The organism is Pseudomonas sp. Pseusp16, from assembly GCF_047324915.1.
GTDB classification, from domain to species: Bacteria; Pseudomonadota; Gammaproteobacteria; order Pseudomonadales; family Pseudomonadaceae; genus Aquipseudomonas; species Aquipseudomonas fluorescens_CD.
Genome location: NZ_CP168522.1, coordinates 3,590,940 through 3,610,366, shown reverse-complemented (window position 1 = coordinate 3,610,366; position 19,427 = coordinate 3,590,940). Strand labels below are relative to the sequence as shown.

The window sequence follows — 19,427 nt, the reverse complement described above, 5'->3', positions numbered from 1 at the left end:
GGAGCGGGCTTGCTCGCGAATCGGGCAACTCGGTCTTTCAGACAGAATCCGGGCCCCGGTTCCAGTACTTGAACAATGGCTCCGCCAGAAACAGCACAAACAACAACCGCATCACCTGCATCGCCGTCACCAGCGGTACCGACAGTTGCAGGTTTTCCGCCGTCAGGCTCATCTCGGCAATGCCGCCGGGCATCATGCCCAGGGTCAGCGAGCGCAGATCCAGGTGGGTCAGCGCACTCAGACCCAGCGCCGCCGCCGTTGCAATCAACATGGTCAATACCGTGCCGATCAAGGTGCGCCCCATGAACGATGGCGCACGGCGGAAAAACTGCCGGTTGAAGTGACAGCCCAGACCGCTGCCGATCAACCATTGGCCGATCTGGCTACCGCCATTGGGCAGGCCGATGTGCAGGTCCCAGCCGATGCTGACTGCCGCACTGACCAGCAACGGCCCGAACAGCCAGGGGTTGGGTTGACGCAGGCGTTCCCAGATCCAGGCCGCCAATGCGCCTGCCGGGAACAGCAGGGCCAGCCAGCGCCAGTCCACCGCGGTGGCATGTAAAACCGGGTCACCATCGCCCAGTAAATATTTGAAGGCCGCCGGCACGCAGAGTACTACCACCAGCACCCGCAAACTCTGCCCCGCCGCCACACGGCTGAGCACCGCGCCATTGCGGGCACCGAGGTTGACCATCTCACCGGAACCGCCGGGCATGCTGGAAAAGAACGCCGTGGCGCGATCTTCACCTGTGCGGCGCATCAGCCATACGCCGACGACCGCAGACAGGCTGGTGATCAACGCACCAAAGAAGATCAGACCGAAATGACTCAGCACCTGCTCCATCACCAGCGGGGTGAAGTGCAGGCCAATGCCGATACCGACGATCCACTGGCCGCACTTGCGGCCGCCAGGGATTTCGGCCAATTGCCAGGGTGTCAGGCAGCGCACGAGGATGATCGCCAGCAACGAGCCGACCATCCACGGCAAAGGCCAGCCGACCTGGCTGGCGAGGTAACCGCCAAGCAGGCCGACCAGCGGGGTTCCCCACCAGGCTTTGAACGGTGTTCGATCAGACATCGGCAATAACGCGCCGTGCAACCGAACGTTTACGCCAGATGCGCACGATCGGCACCAGAAGCATGACCACGATCAAGCCCCAGACACCGACAGTGATGCCGCTCGACCAGAGGATGTCCAGCGAACCGTTGGAGATCGACAGCGCCCGACGCAGGTTCTGCTCCATCAAGCCGCCGAGGATGAACCCCAGCAGTACCGGCGACAACGGGAAATCCAGCTTGCGCAGGATGTAGCCGAAGATGCCGATACCGATCATCAGGAACAGGTCGAACGTGGTGGCATGCACCGCGTACACGCCGATAGCGGTGATGATCGCGATCATCGGCACCAGTGCCCAGTTCGGTACCGCGAGGATCTTGGTGAAGATGCGGATCATCGGGATGTTGAGGATCACCAGCATGATGTTGGCGATGAACAACGATGCGATCAGGCCCCAGACGATGTCCGGCTGCTGCTGGAACAGCAGTGGGCCCGGCGTGATGTTGTACAGCGACAGTGCGCCGATCATCACGGCCGTGGTGCCTGAACCAGGAACGCCGAGGGTCAGCATCGGCACCAGCGCGCCACAGGCTTCTGCGCCAATGGCGGTTTCCGGTGCAGCCAGGCCACGCTTGTCGCCTTGTCCGAATTTTCCGCTTGGGCCGGCAATGCGTTTCTCGGTCATGTAGGCCACGGCGCTGGCCAGCGTCGCACCGGCCCCCGGCAGTACGCCCATGATGAAGCCGAGCACACCGCAGCGCATGTTCACCCAGAACACCGAGGCGGCTTCCTTGAAGTTGAACAGCATCCGCCCGGTAGCCTGGAAAGCTTCCTGGCCACGGTGGGTTTTTTCCAGCAGCAGCAGAATTTCGCTGATGGAGAACAGACCCAGCACCAGCACCACGAACTGAATGCCGTCGGTGAGGTGGATGTTATCGCCGGTGAAGCGGTACACGCCGCTGTTGGCATCGATGCCGACGGTGGACAGGAACAACCCGATCAGCGCCGCGATGAACGTCTTCAGCGGTCGATCCCCGGCCATGCCGCCGAGGCAGACAATGGCGAACACCATCAGCACGAAGTATTCCGCCGGACCGAAGGCGATCGCCCATTTCGCCAGCATCGGCGCGAACACCACCATGCCGCAGGTCGCAATGAAGGCGCCGATGAATGAACTCCAGGCCGACAGCGACAGTGCAACACCTGCCAAACCTTGGCGGGCCATCGGGTAGCCGTCGAGGGTGGTCATAACGGTGGAGGCTTCGCCCGGGATGTTCAGCAGGATCGAACTGATCCGGCCGCCGTATTCGCAGCCCAGGTAAACCGCCGCCAACAGGATCAGTGCCGACTCCGGCGGCAGGCCCAGCGCGAAGGCGATCGGGATCAGCAACGCCACGCCATTGATCGGGCCCAGTCCCGGCAGCAGGCCGACGACCGTACCGATCAGCGTGCCGCTGAGTGCGGTCACCAGGTTGTAAGGGGTCAGTGCGACGCCGAAGCCATGACTCAAATAACCAAGCGTATCCATATCAGTTCTCCAGAACGTCGAGCAGGCCCAGAGGCAGTGGCACGTCCATGACTTTGTCGAACAGCAGGTACAGGCCGACGCTCATCAGGCTGATGATCACCGCGCCCGGCAACCAGCGCCCGCCGTACAGGCGCGCCATGGGAATGCCAATCAGCATGCTGCTGAGGATGAAGCCCAGCGGTTCGAACAGCCCGGCGAAGACCAGCAGTAACAGCACGCAAACACCGATCTTGTTCAGGGTTTCGCGATCCATTGGCGGATCTTCATCGGTGTGTTTGATCGGCGAGGGGCGATACACCATGTACACCAGCGCCAGGCCCATCAGCCCCAGCATCAGCAGGGGGAAGGCTCGCGGGCCGATCGGTTCGTAGGAAAAAGGTGCCTGGTAGGGCCAGGCCATCGCCACCAGGCTGAGGCAGGCCAGCAACAGCACCGAAGCAAAAATGCGTTGTAAGAGCATGAGGAACTCCTGTGCTGCGACTCCGCCGAGCGGAGTCGCAGCCGCTAGACAGAGACGATCACTGGATCAGGCCGAACTCTTTGGCCAGCACTTTGTAGTCCGCGACCTGCTTCTTCACGTAGGTGTCCAGTTCCGGGCCGGTCATGGCGAACGGAAAGAGCTCGCGCTGATCGCGCAGCTTGGCGAAGTCTTCAGAGGCCAGCAGTTTGTCGAAGGCAGCTTTCCACCAGGCGTAGTCTTCATCGCTGACCTTTGGCCCGAGGTAGAAACCGCGCACCACCGGCCAGACGATGTCGTAGCCTTGCTCGCGGGCCGTCGGGATGTCTTTCATTTCCGGCTCGTCCAGACGTTTGTCGGAGAACACCGCCAGCAAGCGCATGTCACCGCTGAGGATGTGCGGCATGGAGTCGGAGATGTCGGTGCTGCCGACCTGGATGTGACCGCCGAGCAGGGCGGTGGCAATTTCACCGCCGCCTTCGAGGGCCACGTAGCGCAGGTCGCGCGGGTTGATTCCCGCGGCCTTGGCGATCAGCGCGGTTTGCATCCAGTCCTGGCTGCCGACGGTGCCGCCGGAACCGATCACCACTTTGCTCGGATCTTTCTTCAGTGCCTTGACCAGATCGTCGAGGGTCTTGTAGGGCGAGTCGCTCTTGACCGCGATGGCGCCATAGCTGGTGCCAACGGCGGCCAGCCAGCGCACGTTGCTTTCATCGAAACGGCCGAACTTGCCTTGGGCCAGGTTCAACAGCGAGCCGCTGGACCAGGCCACCAGGGTGCCAGCATCGGCCGGACGCTGGGCAACCACCGCGTTATACGCCACCGCACCGACACCGCCGGGCATGTAGGTCACGCGCATCGGTTTGGTCAGCAGTTTTTCGTTGATCAGCGCGCTTTGCGCCAGTTTGCAGGTCAGGTCGAAGCCACCGCCGGGCGAGGCCGGGGCGATGCATTCCGGGCGTTTGGGTTCGGCGAGCGCCTGGCCGGTGAACAGCAGGACGCTGGCGGCGAGAGCGATTTTACGCATTGACAGGTTCATTCAAGTCTCCTTGGGAGTTGTTGTTATGGACGTACTGAATTACCAAAGGGCAACGCTATAGCTCACCAGCAGACGCACTTCATCGGCATCGCGAGCGGAGTAGTTGGAACGGTAGGTGGCATTGCGCAGACGCACGGCGACATCCTTGAGCGCGCCGCTTTGTACTACATATTTGATCTCGCTGTTGCGTTCCCATTCCTTGCCTTCGTCACCGTTCTTGAGCTTGATGTTGTCACCGCTCACGTAACGGCTCATGAAGCTCAGACCCGGGACGCCGAGGGTGACGAAGTCGAAGTCATAACGCGCTTGCCAGGAGCGCTCTTCGGCACCGGCAAAGTCGTTGATCTGCACGAAGTTCACCAGGTACGGGTCGGTGCCATCCACATACGGGAACGCGCTGTCGCCGGACATGTGCTGGTAGCCCGCGCTGAACTTGTGCCCGCTCAGGGCGTAGCTCACCAGACCGTTGAGGGACTTGTTGTCGATCTTGCCGCCACGGGCCTCGCCCTGGTCATCACTGATGGCAAACCGCAGGTCGCTGGCGAAGGTGCCGGGGCCGAACGGCTGCGAGGCAACCAGCCCGAGATAGTGCTGGTTGTAGACTTCATCGAGTTGCGCGAAGTGGTAGCTGCCGGTGATCTTGTCGGTGAACTTGTAGTCCACGCCGCCAAAGTCGAAGTGTTCGCCGGCCACCGTTCCGGCGAAGCGGCTGTTCTTGTTGTTGAGGGCAACGTCCTCGAAGTCGGTGCTGTCGCGATCCTTGGCCTTGTCCAGGCGCCCGCCGGTGAAGGTCAGGTTCTTGATCTCTTTGGAGGTCAGCATGCCGCCTTCAAAGGTCTGCGGCAGGATGCGCCCGTCGTTGGGCTTGAGGATCGGCAGCTCCGGGATCAGGCTGCCGATTTTCAGCTCGCTGGCGGAGATTTTCACTTTGCCGGTCAGGCCGAGCTTGGAATATTCGTCAGCCGCGCGCCCGTCGTCATGGGTTGGCAGCAGCCCGGTACCGGTGCGGTCCGGGCTCGAATCGAGCTTGACCCCCAGCATGCCCAGCGCATCGACACCGAACCCCACGGTGCCGTCGGTGTAGCCTGATTTCAGATTGAGCATGAACCCCTGGGCCCACTCGTCACGCTTGGATTGCTGGGCACTGGTACCGTCGCGAAAATCGCGATTGAAGTACATGTTGCGGGTTTCGAAAGTGGCCGAGCTGTCTTCGAAGAATGCGGCGTGGCTCAAAGGTGAAAAACCGGCAAGGGCGGCAGCGCTGGCAAGCGCAGTGTGGCTGAAACGGGAGAGGCGGGCAGGCGCGATAGCCTGGGTCTGCAAGGACTGCATGGATGACTTACTCCGTTTATTGTTCTTATTTGTCGAAAACGCTTCGAGGCGTTTTTCGTATCGCTGTATGGCCGCAGCGACGGCAGTCGAAACTGTCCGTGGCTGGACTGTAACGGGCTAACCTTTCGCTAAGCTTTCAGCTGACTTTCACGGTTTTCGGGCTTCACAGCGGCGGTTGCGGCTGTAAACTCCGCGCCAGAGAATGGCGTCGACCATCCCTGAATGAGGTAAAGATCCATGCGTGTCCTGCTCGTCGAAGACCATCTGCAGCTCGCCGAAAGTGTCGCCCAGGCGCTCAAGGGCACCGGGCTGACCGTGGACGTCCTGCACGATGGCGTGGCGGCCGACCTGGCGCTGGGCAGTGAGGAATACGCCATGGCGATCCTCGACGTCGGCTTGCCGCGCATGGACGGCTTCGAAGTGCTGGCGCGCCTGCGGGCACGGGGCAAGAATCTGCCGGTGTTGATGCTGACCGCGCGCAGCGACGTCAAGGATCGGGTCCACGGCCTCAACCTTGGCGCCGACGATTACCTGGCCAAGCCGTTCGAACTGACCGAACTCGAAGCCCGGGTCAAAGCCCTGTTGCGCCGCAGTGTGCTGGGCGGTGAACGCATTCAGCGTTGCGGTGTGCTGGCCTATGACCTGGAAACCCGGCGCTTCACCCTCGGCGAAGAATTGCTGACCCTGACTTCCCGCGAGCAAGCCGTACTCGAAGCCCTGATCGCACGCCCCGGTCGGGTGATGAGCAAGGAGCAATTGGCGTCGCAAGTGTTTGGTCTCGATGAGGAGGCCAGCCCCGATGCGATCGAAATCTATGTGCACCGCCTGCGCAAGAAACTCGATGGCCAGCCGGTCGCCATCGTGACGTTCCGGGGCCTCGGTTACTTGCTGGAAAGCCGCGATGCATAAGCCCAGCAGCCTGCGCTGGCGGTTGCTGTGGAACCTCGCGCTGTTGCTGGTGGTTTTGATGCTGGCCAGCGGGTTGAGCGCCTACTGGTACGGTCGCGAAGCCGCCGACACGGCCTATGACCGGACCTTGCTGGCCTCGGCGCGGACCATCGCCGCCGGTGTCTCCCAGCGCGACGGCAGCCTGAGTGCCGACGTGCCCTACGTGGCCCTCGATACGTTTGCCTACGACAGTGCCGGGCGAATTTTCTACCTGGTCAACGACATCAATCAGAAGCTGATTTCCGGTTACGAAAACCTGCCCGCGCCACCGCCGGGAACGCCGCGCACCGATGACTATCCAGCGCTGGCGCGTTTCTACAACGCCCAGTACCGCGGGCAGAACGTACGCGTGGTGAGCCTGCTCAAGCCCGTGAGCGACCCGAACATGAATGGCATGGCGGAAATCCGCGTGGCGGAAACCGATGAAGCGCGCGTCAGCATGGCCCGCAGCCTGGCGGCGGATACGTTGCTACGCCTGGGCATGCTGGCAATCGGTGCGTTGATGCTGGTGTGGTTTGCGGTGAGTGCCGCGTTGCGCCCGCTGGAGCGCTTGCGCACGGCGGTGGAAGAGCGCCAGCCGGACGATCTGCGTCCTTTACCGTTGGTGGAAGTGCAGCGCGAATTGTGGCCGCTGGTGCGCGCACTCAATCACTTTACCGAGCGCTTGCGCGGCCAGTTCGAGAAACAGGCGCAATTCATTGCCGATGCCGCCCATGAACTGCGCACGCCATTGGCAGCGCTCAAGGCGCGACTGGAGCTGGGCATGCGCTCGGCTGAGCCCGATACCTGGCGCAGCACGCTGGAAACCGCTGCCCAGGGCACCGATCGCTTGACCCATCTGGCCAATCAGTTGCTGTCCCTGGCACGGGTCGAAAATGGCGCCCGGGCGATTGCCGAAGGCGGCGCGCAGTTACTCGACCTGAGTCAGTTGGCTCGGGAGCTGGGCATGGCCATGGCGCCGTTGGCCCACAAGCGCGGCATTGCGCTGGCGCTGGAAGCGGATGAATCCGTCTGGTTGCGGGGCGAGCCGACGCTACTGAACGAACTGCTGAGCAATCTGGTGGATAACGCCCTGGCTCACACGCCGCCCGGTGGCAACGTGATTCTGCGCGTCTCGGCGCCCGCCGTGCTGGAAGTCGAAGATGATGGCCCCGGCATCCCTCTTGAAGAGCGCGATCGGGTATTCGAGCGCTTTTACCGACGCAATCAGCAAGTGGCCGGTTCCGGATTGGGGTTGGCGATTGTCGGCGAGATCTGTCGTGCGCACCTGGCACAGATCAGCCTGCACGATGGAGAGCACGCAGGGTTGAAGGTGCGGGTGAGTTTTATTGCGGGGGAGTGATGCAGCGCCTGTTCGGACCTCTTCGCGAGCAAGCCCGCTCCCACACTGGATCTATGCAGCACCACAAATCCCTGTGGGAGCGGGCTTGCTCGCGAAGGGGGCGACGCGGTCTTTGATCAGTAAAACATCGTGCGAGTTTCTTCCAGATCGGCGCACATCGCCGCGTCGTCGAAGTCGATTCCGAGCACCCTGTAGGCAGGCACATTCAGCGCATCGGTACGGGCAAGCGGATGATCGGTGTCCTGGAAGCAATACAGGCTGGCCACCTGCACCAGATCCACATAGTCGACCTGCGCAGACTGGCGTTTGAAGTTCAGGTATAGCCGCGGCACTTGCACCAGCATGTCGGGAAATTCCCAGACACTGAGCAGTTTTTCGCCGATCAGCGGATGAATCTGGTCGATTACATGGTTGAGGCTGACCGGGTCGGACAGCAGCTCATAGTGATCTTCGGCGTAGGTCAGGATCGGCAGCACGCCGATCTGATGCACCAGCCCCCCAAGGGCCGCCTGATCGGGCTTGAGCTGGGTGTAGCTGCGGCACAACGCATAGCTGACACCGGCGATTTCCAGGCTTTTACGCCAGACATCGCGCATCTTCTGTTCCACCACGTCGGACCGGGCATGGAAAATCTGCTCCATGACCAGGCCGATCGCCAGATTGCTGCTGTAGTTGATGCCCAGGCGGGTGATCGCCGTGTGCAAATCGGTGACTTCCTGGGTCGCGCGCAGCAACGGGCTATTGACCACCTTGATCAGGCGCGCCGACAACGCGGCATCGCGGCCGATCACTTTGCTCAGGGTGCTGATGCTGATTTCCGGGTTTTCTGCAGCCCTGCGAATTTGCAGGGCCACTTCCGGTAACGTTGGCAGAACCAGGTCATCGTTATTGATGGCCTCAACCAAATCCTTTTGGACCTTTTCCGCCAGCTCGCTCATTTAGTCTCTCTAGGTGTCGCGCCAAGTGCTGCCGTTATTGCTGGATTTCGCGATCGCGGTCCAGTTCATAAGGCAGGTCGAGCAGTTGCAGGGACGGTCCTTCGAGCGCGCCCAGGTGGATGTCTCCACTCTCTGCTGCTTCGGCTTGCAACACCGCCAGGAGTTCGATGTTCTGCCCGGCGCGGGCAGCCAGCACCACTTCGCCGATGGAACTGCCGTGGGTCGGGGAAAACAGCGCGATACCCGGTTCAGGCAGCTCGCTGGCAGCCAGTTGCAGGCGATACAGGCGGCGCTTGAGTTTGCCCAGGTACTGCATCCGCGCAACGATTTCCTGCCCGGTGTAGCAGCCTTTCTTGAAACTCACGCCGCCGACCGCTTGCAGGTTGAGCATCTGCGGGATGAACAACTCGCGGGTGCCGGGCATGACCTGACCGATCCCTGCGCGGACCTGACCCAGCAGCCACTGGTTCAGGTCGCCTTCGCTCAGCACGGCCGACAGCTTGCCTTTGACCGCATCGGCTTGACCGGCGGCGACCCACAACTCGGCGCGTTCCGGCGAGACACGGATGGCGATCAGTCCATCGCCGCGCACGACGCTGTCGGTTTCTGCCGGCAGGTCCAGACCGAGGCTGGCCAGTGCAGCATCGCCATGGTCAACGCCCAAGCGCACCCAGGCGGCACTTTCGTCGGTCAGTTTCGATTTGGAGAACACCGCGTATTTTTTCAGGTCCGCCAGTTGCGGTTCGAGCAATTCGGTGGCCATGGCCAGGACCACGCCGTCACCTTCGAGCAGGATGCGGAAACTCGATTGCATCCGGCCTTTTTGCGTGCAGCGCGCACCGAGGCTGGCCCGGGAATCGCTCAGGTAGTTGAGATTGCAGGTCAGTTGGCCTTGCAGGAATTTGCTGGCGTCCGCGCCGCGGACCGCGAGAACACCTTCATGAGAAAGCGTGCAGAAAAAAGCAGAATCGGCCATGAGTCATCGCAGGGTAAAGAGTCTGGCGGACATCATAAGGTGGCGCCTTCGAAATGGGTAGTTCACAAAGGATCGCCGGTGCCGACCAAAGCCGACTGTTCGACGGGGCGCGGGCCTGTATACTTGCGGCCTATTTGAGGAGCGCTCCATGGTCGAAGATGTTGAACTGAACCGCCTCTTTTGGCACAGCCGCCGCGGCATGCTTGAGCTTGACGTGTTGCTGGTGCCGTTCACGAAAGAGGTTTACGCAACGCTCAACGAGGTAGATCGCGCGTTGTACGTCCGACTGCTGACGTGTGAGGATCAGGACATGTTCGGCTGGTTCATGGAACGCAGCGAATCCGAGGATCCTGAACTGCAGCGCATGGTTCGCATGATCCTGGATCGTGTCCAGCCCAAGTAACGGGTTCGAATGCCGCTGGCATGCCTCACGGCAGTTGCTGGCGGCGTATCTCTTGGCCCAGCTGTTCGCGTTGGGTTCGTTGTGTCTACTGTCGATTCCGGTCTGGGCCAGCTCGCTCGGCGTCGCGCTGTGCGTGGCTCACGGAGCCTGGCTGTTGCCCCGGCAGATCCTGCTGACGCACCCGCAGGCATTTTGCGGCTTGCGACGCGACGCCGATGGCTGGCAGTTGTGGAGTCGGGCCAAGGGTTGGCAGCCCGTCCAATTAAGGCCGGACAGCCTGGCGCTGCCGTTGGTGGTGGTACTGCGTTTCCGTCTGCGTGGCGAGCGCCGGGTCAGGGCCATTTGCGTGCCCCGGGATGCGCAGGCGGCGGATGTGCACCGACGCCTGCGGGTGCGGCTCAAATTCAGCCGACGTAGGTGGGCGGCACCAGAATAGTGTCCAGCGCGACCGGCAACATGTCCGGGTAGTCGAGGGTGTAATGCAGGCCGCGGCTTTCCTTGCGCTCCATGGCTGACAGAATCATCAGCTCGGCAACCTGGGCAAGGTTGCGCAGCTCGATCAGGTCCCGGCTGACCTTGTAGTTGCTGTAGAACTCGTCGATTTCATCCAGCAACAATTGCACACGGTGTTGCGCCCGTTGCAGGCGCTTGTTGGTGCGCACGATGCCGACGTAGTCCCACATGAACCGCCGCAGTTCATCCCAGTTGTGCGCAATGATCACGTCTTCATCGGAATCGGTGACCTGGCTCGCGTCCCAGGCGGGAAGGGGGGCTGGCATCGAAATCGTGGGCAACTGTTCGATAATGTCCGCGGCCGCCGAACGGGCATAAACGAAACATTCCAGCAGCGAGTTGCTGGCCATGCGGTTGGCGCCGTGCAGGCCGGTGAAACTGGTTTCGCCAATGGCGTACAGTCCCGGCACATCGGTGCGGCCCTGTTGATCGACCATCACACCGCCGCAGGTGTAGTGCGCCGCCGGGACCACCGGAATCGGTTGTCTGGTGATGTCGATGGAAAATTCCAGGCAGCGTTCGTACACCGTCGGGAAGTGCGTCTTGATGAACGCTTCGGGCTTGTGGCTGATGTCCAGATAGACGCAGTCGACGCCCAGGCGCTTCATCTCATGGTCGATGGCCCGGGCGACGATGTCCCGTGGCGCCAACTCTGCCCGTGGATCGAAACGCGGCATGAAGCGCTCGCCGTTGGGCAGCTTCAGGTGGGCACCTTCGCCTCGCAGGGCTTCGGTGATCAGGAAGCTCTTGGCTTGCGGGTGATACAGGCAAGTGGGGTGGAACTGATTGAATTCCAGGTTCGCCACCCGGCAGCCCGAGCGCCAGGCCATGGCGATGCCATCGCCGCAGGCGCCGTCAGGGTTGCTGGTGTACAGGTAAACCTTGGCCGCTCCACCAGAGGCGAGGATCACAAAACGGGCACCATAGGTGTCGACTTCGCCGGTGCCGCGATTGAGCACATAAGCGCCGAGGCAGCGATCACCTTCAAGTCCCAGGCGTTTCTCCGTGATCAGGTCAACCGCAACCCGCTGTTCCAGCAGTTCGATGTTCGGTCTTTTCCTGGCCTGGTCGAGCAGGGTTGTAAAAATGGCAGCGCCGGTGGCATCGGCGGCGTGGATGATGCGCCGGTGGCTGTGACCGCCCTCGCGGGTCAGGTGGAACTCGAACCCGCCATCTTCGTTGCTCGAGTGTTCATCGCGGGTAAAGGGCACGCCTTGGTCGATCAGCCATTGAATCGCTTCCTTGCTGTGCTCGACGGTAAAGCGCACGGCGTCCTCATGGCACAGGCCGCCGCCGGCATTGAGGGTGTCATCGACATGGGATTCAACGGTATCGGTGTCATCCAGCACGGCCGCAACGCCGCCCTGGGCCCAGAACGTCGAGCCATTGGCGAGGTTGCCCTTGCTCAGAACGGCGATGCGCAAATGACCGGGCAAGGTCAGCGCAAGGCTCAAGCCGGCAGCACCGCTGCCAATTACCAGAACATCGTGTTGAAACTGTTGGCTCATTTCAGGATTCCGCTCAAAGCGACCCGGGTCGGGGGTGGCGCAGCCGGACTGGCGAGTCGAGTCGAGTCGGCCGTACAGCCCACTAGTATATAGAGGGGGGGAGCGGCACAATACCCGAGCCAGCATGGCATTGTGAAACTACTGTGACGTAAAACAACGGTCGGTTCGTCGGATGTTTTTCTGCCCGTTGGGCGCGAGAATGACTGTATCGCCGATTTAACAGTCATTTTCGCTTCACGGTTGCACAATGTTGGTTCGGCACAGCTATAAATATTTGGAACTTTTGCCAAAGGGCCAAGATCAATAGACGGTTGCCTGAAACAAGGGACAGCGTCGGCTTCAGTCAAGGATTGCGGTTCGATCCTTGTCGAAGAATCCGATGACAAGATTATTCGCGCAGCCGGGTCAACTCGCGCTGCGCTTTTCGTGCGTGCCAAATCAGAGCCCGCAGGAAACTTGCCTGGAGGGGGAGAACTTTTGCGAAAAGCCCGAGTCTATGTTTGCAAGTCTGGTCGTTTGGTTCTGCAAGCCTCCTCCGAGCTCATCGAGGAGTGTTCATGCTAACCCAGGAAGAGGATCAGCAACTGGTCGAACGCGTTCAGCGCGGCGACAAGCGTGCTTTCGATCTGCTAGTGCTGAAATACCAGCACAAAATTCTCGGGTTGATCGTGCGTTTCGTGCACGACACCCATGAAGCCCAGGATGTGGCACAAGAAGCCTTTATCAAGGCATACCGTGCACTTGGAAATTTTCGCGGAGACAGCGCGTTTTATACGTGGCTTTACCGCATCGCCATCAACACGGCGAAAAACTATCTGGTTTCACGCGGCCGTCGGCCGCCGGATAGCGATGTCAGTTCCGAGGATGCAGAGTTCTACGATGGCGATCATGGCCTCAAGGATCTCGAGTCGCCAGAACGGGCTTTGCTGCGGGATGAGATCGAAGGCACCGTCCATCGAACCATTCAGCAACTGCCGGAAGATTTGCGTACGGCTCTAACTTTACGTGAGTTTGATGGTCTGAGTTACGAGGACATTGCGAGCGTCATGCAATGTCCGGTAGGCACCGTGCGCTCCCGGATCTTCCGCGCCCGGGAGGCCATCGACAAAGCCCTGCAGCCGTTGTTGCAGGAAAACTAAAGACAGCGGCGACAGCCAAGAGAGGAACGCCATGAGTCGTGAAGCCCTGCAGGAATCGCTGTCCGCAGTGATGGATAACGAAGCGGACGAATTGGAATTGCGTCGGGTATTGAATGCCTGTGACGATGTTGAAACCCGTGATACCTGGGCTCGTTATCAGATCGCTCGGGCAGTGATGCACAAGGATCTGCTGCTTCCACGTCTGGACATCGCTGCGGCTGTTTCTGCTGCCCTGGCTGACGAAGCCGTACCGGCAAAACCTTCCCGCGGTCCATGGCGCAGCCTGGGTCGTCTGGCGGTCGCAGCTTCCGTGACCCTGGCGGTGCTGGCCGGTGTGCGTCTGTACAACCAGGATGAGATCGCCGGTGTCGAACTGGCCCAGCAATCCAGTCAACCCGCATTGGCCGTTCCTCAAGTAAAAGGCCCTGCTGTCCTGGCAGGCTACAATGAGAGTTCGGAAGCCACCGGCCCAATGGCCAACGGCGTTTTGCAAGGTCAGCCAGGCTGGCACGATCAGCGTCTGCCAGGTTACTTGCGCCAACATGCACAACAGGCTGCACTGAAAGGTACTGAGAGCGCTCTGCCTTACGCTCGTGCCGCAAGCCTGGAAAACCGTTAAGGAGGATCATGCGCGCCATACCTCTATTTTCGCTTCTGCTCAGTGGCTGGTTCATCGTTCCAGCCCAAGCCGATGATGCCCAGGACTGGTTGACACGCCTGGGCCAGGCAGAGCAACAGCAGAGCTTTCAGGGTACTTTCGTCTACGAGCGTAACGGTAGTTTTTCTACCCATAACATCTGGCACCGTGTCCAGGATGGAAAGGTCCGCGAGCGATTGATCCAGCTCGACGGTTCCGCTCAGGAAGTCGTGCGCATTGATGGGCATACTCAATGCGTCAGCGGCACACTGATAGCAGGGCTTGGGGACTCCCCCAACTCCGCTGCCCGTGCACTCGATCCTCAAAAGCTCAAGAATTGGTATGACCTCGCTGTCGTCGGCAAGTCGCGTGTCGCCGGGCGTCCTGCAGTGATCGTCTCGCTGACACCCCGCGATCAACACCGCTATGGTTTTGAACTGCATCTGGACAAGGAAACCGGCCTGCCTCTGAAGTCTTTGCTATTGGACGACAAGGGGCGGTTGCTGGAGCGCTTCCAGTTCACGCAACTGGATACCAAAGACGATCCTTCCGAAGGCGACCTGCAGGCCAGTACCGATTGCAAGCCGGTCAACCTCGAAAGTGACAAGGCTTCTGCCGTCAAGACTGCCCAGGTCTGGCGATCCGACTGGTTGCCGCCGGGCTTCGAGCTGACCAGCAGCACCGCTCGCAAGGATCCGGAGACCAAAACCCAGGTCAATAGCCTGTTGTATGACGATGGTCTGGCGCGCTTTTCGGTATTCCTCGAGCCGTTGAATGGCGCAACAGTCACCGACACCCGTACTCAGTTGGGGCCGACCGTTGCGGTTTCCCGGCGCTTGACCACGGCACAGGGTGAGATGATGGTGACCGTCGTCGGCGAGATACCGGTCGGTACTGCTGAGCGGATAGCGCTTTCGATGCGTACCGACGCTGCTGCAACCAAGCAGTGAGCTAAATTCGAAATGTTTCGTGAGCATTTCAATTTGCAAATTTCCCATAAATTTCTTATAGGTCAGAGCCCCTCGGCTCTGGCCTTGTTTGTTGTTCCCGGAACAAAAATACCGGCGTATTGTTCCCGGTGTTCCTTGCTCCATATCGCTTAACCATGCTCGTCGTAACGGGAGCCGTATGTCGATACCACGCTTGAAGTCCTACCTTTCCATAATTGCCACCGTGCTGGTGCTCGGTCAGGCGGTCACCGCCCAAGCGGTCGAATTGCCTGACTTTACGCAACTGGTCGAACAGGCCTCGCCTGCGGTCGTGAACATCAGTACCACGCAAAAGCTGCCGGATCGCAAAGTCAGCCAGCAAATGCCCGACCTCGAAGGCTTGCCGCCAATGCTGCGCGAATTCTTCGAGCGGGGCATGCCGCCGCAATCGCGCTCACCTCGCGACCGTCAGCGTGAGGCCACTTCCCTGGGCTCGGGTTTCATCATCTCTACTGATGGTTACATCCTGACCAACAACCACGTGATCGCCGATGCTGACGAAATCCTCGTTCGTCTGGCTGATCGCAGCGAAATGAAAGCCAAGCTGATCGGTACCGATCCGCGTTCCGACGTGGCGCTGCTGAAAATCGAAGGCAAGGATCTGCCCGTGCTCAAGCTCGGCAAATCCCAGGACCTGAAGGCCGGCCAATGGGTAGTCGCGATCGGTTCGCCATTCGGCTTTGACCACACGGTGACCCAAGGCATCGTCAGCGCCGTCGGTCGCAGCCTGCCGAACGAAAACTATGTGCCGTTCATCCAGACCGACGTGCCGATCAACCCCGGCAACTCGGGCGGCCCGCTGTTCAACCTGAACGGTGAGGTGGTCGGGATCAACTCGCAGATCTATACCCGCTCCGGTGGCTTCATGGGGGTGTCGTTTGCAATCCCGATCGACGTGGCAATGGATGTTTCCAATCAGCTGAAATCCGGTGGCAAGGTCAGCCGTGGCTGGCTGGGTGTCGTGATTCAGGAAGTGAGCAAGGACCTGGCCGAGTCGTTCGGTCTGGAGAAACCTGCGGGTGCGCTGGTTGCCCAGATCCAGGATGATGGCCCGGCTGCCAAGGGTGGCCTGCAAGTTGGCGACGTGATCCTGAGCATGAACGGTCAGCCAATCGTCATGTCGGCCGACCTGCCGCATCTCGTTGGCGCATTGAAGGCTGGCTCCAAGGCCAATCTGGAAGTGATTCGTGACGGCAAGCGCAAGAATGTCGAACTGACGGTCGGCGCGATTCCGGAAGAAGGCAAGGAGCTGGATGCGCTGCCAAAATCCAGCATCGAGCGCAGCAGCAATCGTCTCGGTGTTTCCGTGGTCGAGCTGACTGACGAGCAAAAGAAAACCTACGACCTCAAAGGTGGCGTGCTGATCAAGGAAGTACAGGACGGTCCTGCCGCCATGATCGGCTTGCAGCCGGGTGATGTGATCACCCACCTGAACAACCAGGCCATCGGTTCCACCAAGGAGTTCGCGGACATCGCCAAGGCGCTGCCGAAGAACCGCTCGGTGTCGATGCGGGTACTGCGTCAGGGTCGTGCTAGCTTCATCACCTTCAAACTGGCTGAATGACCCGGTTGTCGGTTGAATAAAAAACCGCCTCGAAAGAGGCGGTTTTTTTATGTCCGGACTTATTGTCTCCGAAGGCGTCAGCCCATCATGTCCTTGATCATGCGCTCCTGTTCCATCAGTTCGCGTTGCCGCGCGTCGATCCGCGAAGACAGCGGGAAGTTGCTGCCGGCCTTGCGCTTGGCGAAGTCCAGTTGCTGGATGGCCTGTTTGTAGTCTCCGACCAACGCAAAATACTCGGCGCGAGCCTGATGCAGGCCGATGATATTGCCCGACAGGCCGCGCGTCTCGGCAACCTGATACCACACGTCCGGGTCGTCCGGACGCGACTTGAGCAGGCCTTCAAGGGCTTTCTCCGCTTCGCCGGCGCGGTTCTGCTTCAGCAGCAGGTCGACGCGCACCTGATTCAGCGGGTAGTTGCCGGGGAACTGGGTTATCAATCGGTCAACCCGGGACTGGGCATCGGGCAGGCGATTGTTGGTGATGTCCAGATCTACCTGAGCCAGGTTATAGATGATTTCGTTGGGTGACCTGGCCAGCAGCTGCTTGAGGTTTTCCCGCGCTTCGTTCAGTTGACCGCCCTTGATCTGGGCGATTGCCAGGCCGTAGCGCGCGACGTCGTTTTTCGGGTTCTCGTCGAGCTGGGCGCGGAAGCGCTTGGCGCCGAGCCCCGGGGTTTCTTCATAGATCAGCTGGACGCGTGCGCGGATCAGTTGATAGCGCATGCTGTCTTCGACGCCGCCTTTTGGCGCCTGTTCGGCACGGTTGCGGGTGTCGGCGATACGCGATTCGGTGACCGGGTGAGTCAGCAGGAATTCCGGTGGCTTGGCATCGTAGCGGTACTGACGCATCAAGCGTTCGAACATGGTGGGCATCGACCGGGGGTCATAACCGGCCTTTTCCAGATTGAGAATACCGATGCGATCGGCTTCCTGTTCGTTCTGGCGGGAGAATCGCCGTTGTTCCTGAATGGCCGCGGCCTGTGTACCGGCAATGGTCGCGATCCCGGCGTTACCGCCGCCCGCGGCTGCAATCACGATACCGGCCAGCAATGCGGCCATCATCGGTACTTGCATGCGTTGTTGCGCTTCGACACCCCGGGCAAAGTGGCGCTGCGACAAGTGAGCCAGTTCGTGCGCCAGTACCGAGGCATACTCGCCTTCGGTCTGGGCATTGAGGAACAGGCCACCGTTGACCCCGACGATCCCGCCCGGCGCGGCAAAAGCGTTGAGCTGCGGGCTGTTGATCAGGATGAACTCCAGGCGCCGGTCGGTGACCTGGCTGGTCTCCACCAGTCGGTAAACGCTGGATTCCACGTAATCCTTGAGTTGCGGATCGTTTAGCTGCGAGACCTGGCTGCGCAGCATTGCCAGCCAGGCCCGGCCAAGCTGGTATTCCTGTTGCGGTGAGACAATGGCAGAACTGGCGTCGCCGAGTGACGGCAGGTCGTCGGCGAAGCCCGGTGAGGCGAGCAGGCAAGCGAGCGTCAGCAGGGTAGGGCGCAAAAATGTCATGCACAAAGCCTTAGTCGACAAAGACCTTACTGTAGCCGGACACCGGCGTTGCGACCAGATATTCTAGGCAACTCAACCACCTGACCCGGAGTGATGCAATGACCGACGCTGTAGCCCATGACGTTGAACTGGACGCCAGTGGCCTGAATTGCCCGTTGCCGTTGCTCAAGGCCAAGATGGAACTCAACCGGATGGTCAGTGGTGCGGTCCTCAAGGTCATCGCCACCGATGCAGGTTCGCAGCGCGACTTTCGCACCTTTGCCCGATTGGCCGGTCATACCCTGCTTCGTGAAGAAGATGACGCGGGTGTTTACCGCTATTGGTTGAAAAAAGCCTGAAATCGGCTGCGTTTACTCCTAAGGATTATTGATGTTCAAAGTGTTACGCGACTGGATTCAGCGCTATTTCTCCGATGAAGAAGCGGTGGTGCTGGCTGTCCTGCTATTTCTGGCGTTCACCGCCGTGCTGACCCTGGGCGGTATGCTGGCGCCGGTGCTCGCCGGGATGGTGCTGGCGTACCTGATGCAGGGGCTGGTGGTGGCTCTCGAGCGCTTGCGCGTGCCGGGTTGGGCCGCGGTGGGGCTGGTCTTTGCGTTATTCATGGGGTTGTTACTGGTATTCATCGTGGTTGTCGTGCCGTTGCTGTGGCACCAGTTGATTACGTTGTTCAATGAGTTGCCCGGCATGCTGGCCAAGTGGCAGTCGCTGTTGCTGCTGCTGCCCGAACGCTATCCGCACCTGGTATCCGATGAGCAAGTGTTGCGGGCCATCGAAGTGGCGCGGGGCGAAATCGGCAAGTTTGGTCAGTGGGCACTGACGTTCTCGCTGTCGAGCCTGCCCTTGCTTGTGAACATCATGATCTACCTGGTGCTGGTGCCGATCCTGGTGTTTTTCTTCCTCAAGGATCGGGCCATGATCGGCCAGTGGGTGCGCGGTTACCTGCCCCGTGAGCGGGCGTTGATCACCCGGGTCGCGCATGTCATGAACCGGCAGATCGCCAACTACATTCGCGGCAAGGTCATCGAAATCTTCATTTGCGGTGGCGTGACCTATATCGCCTTTGTTGTTCTCGAGCTCAACTACGCGGCGTTGCTGGCACTGCTGGTGGGGATTTCGGTGGTGGTGCCTTATGTCGGCGCCGTGGTGGTGACCGTGCCGGTGTTTCTGATTGCGCTGTTCCAGTGGGGCTGGAGCGATCAGTTCATTTACCTGATGGCGGTTTACGGGATCATCCAGACGCTGGATGGCAACGTGCTGGTGCCTTTGCTGTTCTCGGAGGCGGTCAACCTGCACCCGGTGGCGATCATTTGCGCGGTGCTGCTGTTTGGCGGGTTGTGGGGCTTCTGGGGGGTGTTCTTTGCGATTCCCCTGGCGACGCTGTTCAAGGCTGTGCTGGACGCCTGGCCGCGCAAGGAGCCGGTGGTGGCGCCGCTGCTTTAACTGTCAGCTTTGATTTTTTCAGTGAGGCTGATGGCCCCTTCGCGAGCAAGCCCGCTCCCACAGTTAACCGAGTTGTTCAGAAAAACACGGTCCAATGTGGGAGCGG

The 19,427-nt window shown here is 60.4% G+C and carries 19 protein-coding genes; 10 read left to right on the top strand and 9 right to left on the bottom strand.

From position 1 onward, the window contains the following. Positions 1 to 37: 37 nt before the first annotated feature. Genes ACEN8Q_RS16420 through ACEN8Q_RS16400 form a run of 5 tightly spaced genes read right to left on the bottom strand, consistent with a single transcriptional unit; the run spans position 38 to position 5,413 of the window. A complete protein-coding gene (locus tag ACEN8Q_RS16420; protein WP_413427581.1) occupies positions 38 to 1,078 on the bottom strand; it encodes an AbrB family transcriptional regulator in 1,041 nt (346 codons plus the stop codon). Then, positions 1,071 to 2,585, bottom strand: coding sequence for a tripartite tricarboxylate transporter permease (locus ACEN8Q_RS16415; RefSeq protein ID WP_413427580.1), 1,515 nt, complete (start codon positions 2,583 to 2,585; stop codon positions 1,071 to 1,073). Before ACEN8Q_RS16415 ends, ACEN8Q_RS16420 begins: the two co-directional genes overlap by 8 nt. A gap of 1 nt (position 2,586) precedes the next feature. Continuing rightward, positions 2,587 to 3,045, bottom strand: coding sequence for a tripartite tricarboxylate transporter TctB family protein (locus ACEN8Q_RS16410; protein WP_160108656.1), 459 nt, complete (start codon positions 3,043 to 3,045; stop codon positions 2,587 to 2,589). A gap of 58 nt (positions 3,046 to 3,103) precedes the next feature. Beyond that, positions 3,104 to 4,081 carry a Bug family tripartite tricarboxylate transporter substrate binding protein gene (locus ACEN8Q_RS16405; protein ID WP_085715411.1) on the bottom strand — a complete coding sequence of 326 codons (978 nt, stop codon included), beginning with the start codon at positions 4,079 to 4,081 and terminating at the stop codon, positions 3,104 to 3,106. A 39-nt stretch (positions 4,082 to 4,120) separates the two neighbouring features. Next, positions 4,121 to 5,413, bottom strand: coding sequence for an OprD family porin (locus ACEN8Q_RS16400; RefSeq protein WP_413423924.1), 1,293 nt, complete (start codon positions 5,411 to 5,413; stop codon positions 4,121 to 4,123). Positions 5,414 to 5,650: 237 nt separating this feature from the next. On the opposite strand from ACEN8Q_RS16400, the gene ACEN8Q_RS16395 reads away from it, so the two are divergent. Both ACEN8Q_RS16395 and ACEN8Q_RS16390 read left to right on the top strand, forming a co-directional pair. Further along, a complete protein-coding gene (locus tag ACEN8Q_RS16395) occupies positions 5,651 to 6,322 on the top strand; it encodes a response regulator (protein WP_057400723.1) in 672 nt (223 codons plus the stop codon). Further along, a complete protein-coding gene (locus ACEN8Q_RS16390) occupies positions 6,315 to 7,703 on the top strand; it encodes a sensor histidine kinase (protein ID WP_413423922.1) in 1,389 nt (462 codons plus the stop codon). The genes ACEN8Q_RS16395 and ACEN8Q_RS16390 overlap by 8 nt, the downstream gene beginning before the upstream one ends. Before the next feature lie 116 nt (positions 7,704 to 7,819). On the opposite strand, the gene ACEN8Q_RS16385 is transcribed toward ACEN8Q_RS16390, so the two are convergent. Together ACEN8Q_RS16385 and ACEN8Q_RS16380 are read right to left on the bottom strand one after the other, a co-directional pair. Continuing rightward, a complete protein-coding gene (locus tag ACEN8Q_RS16385; protein ID WP_413703410.1) occupies positions 7,820 to 8,641 on the bottom strand; it encodes an HDOD domain-containing protein in 822 nt (273 codons plus the stop codon). Between the two features lie 34 nt (positions 8,642 to 8,675). After that, complete coding sequence (locus tag ACEN8Q_RS16380) at positions 8,676 to 9,617, bottom strand: YgfZ/GcvT domain-containing protein (protein WP_413423918.1); 942 nt, start codon at positions 9,615 to 9,617, stop codon at positions 8,676 to 8,678. Between the two features lie 148 nt (positions 9,618 to 9,765). On the opposite strand from ACEN8Q_RS16380, the gene ACEN8Q_RS16375 reads away from it, so the two are divergent. After that, positions 9,766 to 10,020, top strand: coding sequence for a succinate dehydrogenase assembly factor 2 (locus ACEN8Q_RS16375; RefSeq protein ID WP_007979797.1), 255 nt, complete (start codon positions 9,766 to 9,768; stop codon positions 10,018 to 10,020). Beyond that, entirely contained in the window at positions 10,004 to 10,456 is a 453-nt protein-coding gene (locus tag ACEN8Q_RS16370) for a protein YgfX (RefSeq protein WP_413423916.1), read from the top strand. The genes ACEN8Q_RS16375 and ACEN8Q_RS16370 overlap by 17 nt, the downstream gene beginning before the upstream one ends. Here the strand turns inward: ACEN8Q_RS16370 and nadB are convergent. Continuing rightward, positions 10,425 to 12,041: an L-aspartate oxidase gene (nadB, locus tag ACEN8Q_RS16365; protein ID WP_413423914.1), complete on the bottom strand. Its 1,617-nt coding sequence runs from the start codon at positions 12,039 to 12,041 to the stop codon at positions 10,425 to 10,427. The genes ACEN8Q_RS16370 and nadB overlap by 32 nt on opposite strands. A 557-nt stretch (positions 12,042 to 12,598) precedes the next feature. On the opposite strand from nadB, the gene rpoE reads away from it, so the two are divergent. The 4 genes from rpoE to ACEN8Q_RS16345 all read left to right on the top strand — a co-directional run bounded on the left by rpoE (position 12,599) and on the right by ACEN8Q_RS16345 (position 16,370). Further along, on the top strand, positions 12,599 to 13,180 hold the full coding sequence (rpoE, locus tag ACEN8Q_RS16360; RefSeq protein ID WP_003172477.1) for an RNA polymerase sigma factor RpoE: 582 nt from the start codon (positions 12,599 to 12,601) through the stop codon (positions 13,178 to 13,180). A 31-nt stretch (positions 13,181 to 13,211) separates the two neighbouring features. Beyond that, on the top strand, positions 13,212 to 13,799 hold the full coding sequence (locus tag ACEN8Q_RS16355; protein WP_413423912.1) for a sigma-E factor negative regulatory protein: 588 nt from the start codon (positions 13,212 to 13,214) through the stop codon (positions 13,797 to 13,799). An 8-nt stretch (positions 13,800 to 13,807) separates the two neighbouring features. After that, a complete protein-coding gene (locus ACEN8Q_RS16350) occupies positions 13,808 to 14,767 on the top strand; it encodes a MucB/RseB C-terminal domain-containing protein (protein WP_413423910.1) in 960 nt (319 codons plus the stop codon). 178 nt (positions 14,768 to 14,945) lie between these two features. Then, entirely contained in the window at positions 14,946 to 16,370 is a 1,425-nt protein-coding gene (locus ACEN8Q_RS16345; protein ID WP_413423908.1) for a DegQ family serine endoprotease, read from the top strand. Between the two features lie 77 nt (positions 16,371 to 16,447). Here the strand turns inward: ACEN8Q_RS16345 and ACEN8Q_RS16340 are convergent, their stop codons facing one another. Then, positions 16,448 to 17,881 carry a M48 family metalloprotease gene (locus ACEN8Q_RS16340; protein ID WP_413703409.1) on the bottom strand — a complete coding sequence of 478 codons (1,434 nt, stop codon included), beginning with the start codon at positions 17,879 to 17,881 and terminating at the stop codon, positions 16,448 to 16,450. A 98-nt stretch (positions 17,882 to 17,979) separates the two neighbouring features. On the opposite strand from ACEN8Q_RS16340, the gene ACEN8Q_RS16335 reads away from it, so the two are divergent. Together ACEN8Q_RS16335 and ACEN8Q_RS16330 are read left to right on the top strand one after the other, a co-directional pair. Next, a complete protein-coding gene (locus ACEN8Q_RS16335; RefSeq protein WP_057400713.1) occupies positions 17,980 to 18,219 on the top strand; it encodes a sulfurtransferase TusA family protein in 240 nt (79 codons plus the stop codon). Positions 18,220 to 18,250: 31 nt separating this feature from the next. Further along, complete coding sequence (locus ACEN8Q_RS16330; protein WP_413423903.1) at positions 18,251 to 19,321, top strand: AI-2E family transporter; 1,071 nt, start codon at positions 18,251 to 18,253, stop codon at positions 19,319 to 19,321. The last annotated feature ends 106 nt before the right edge of the window (positions 19,322 to 19,427 follow it).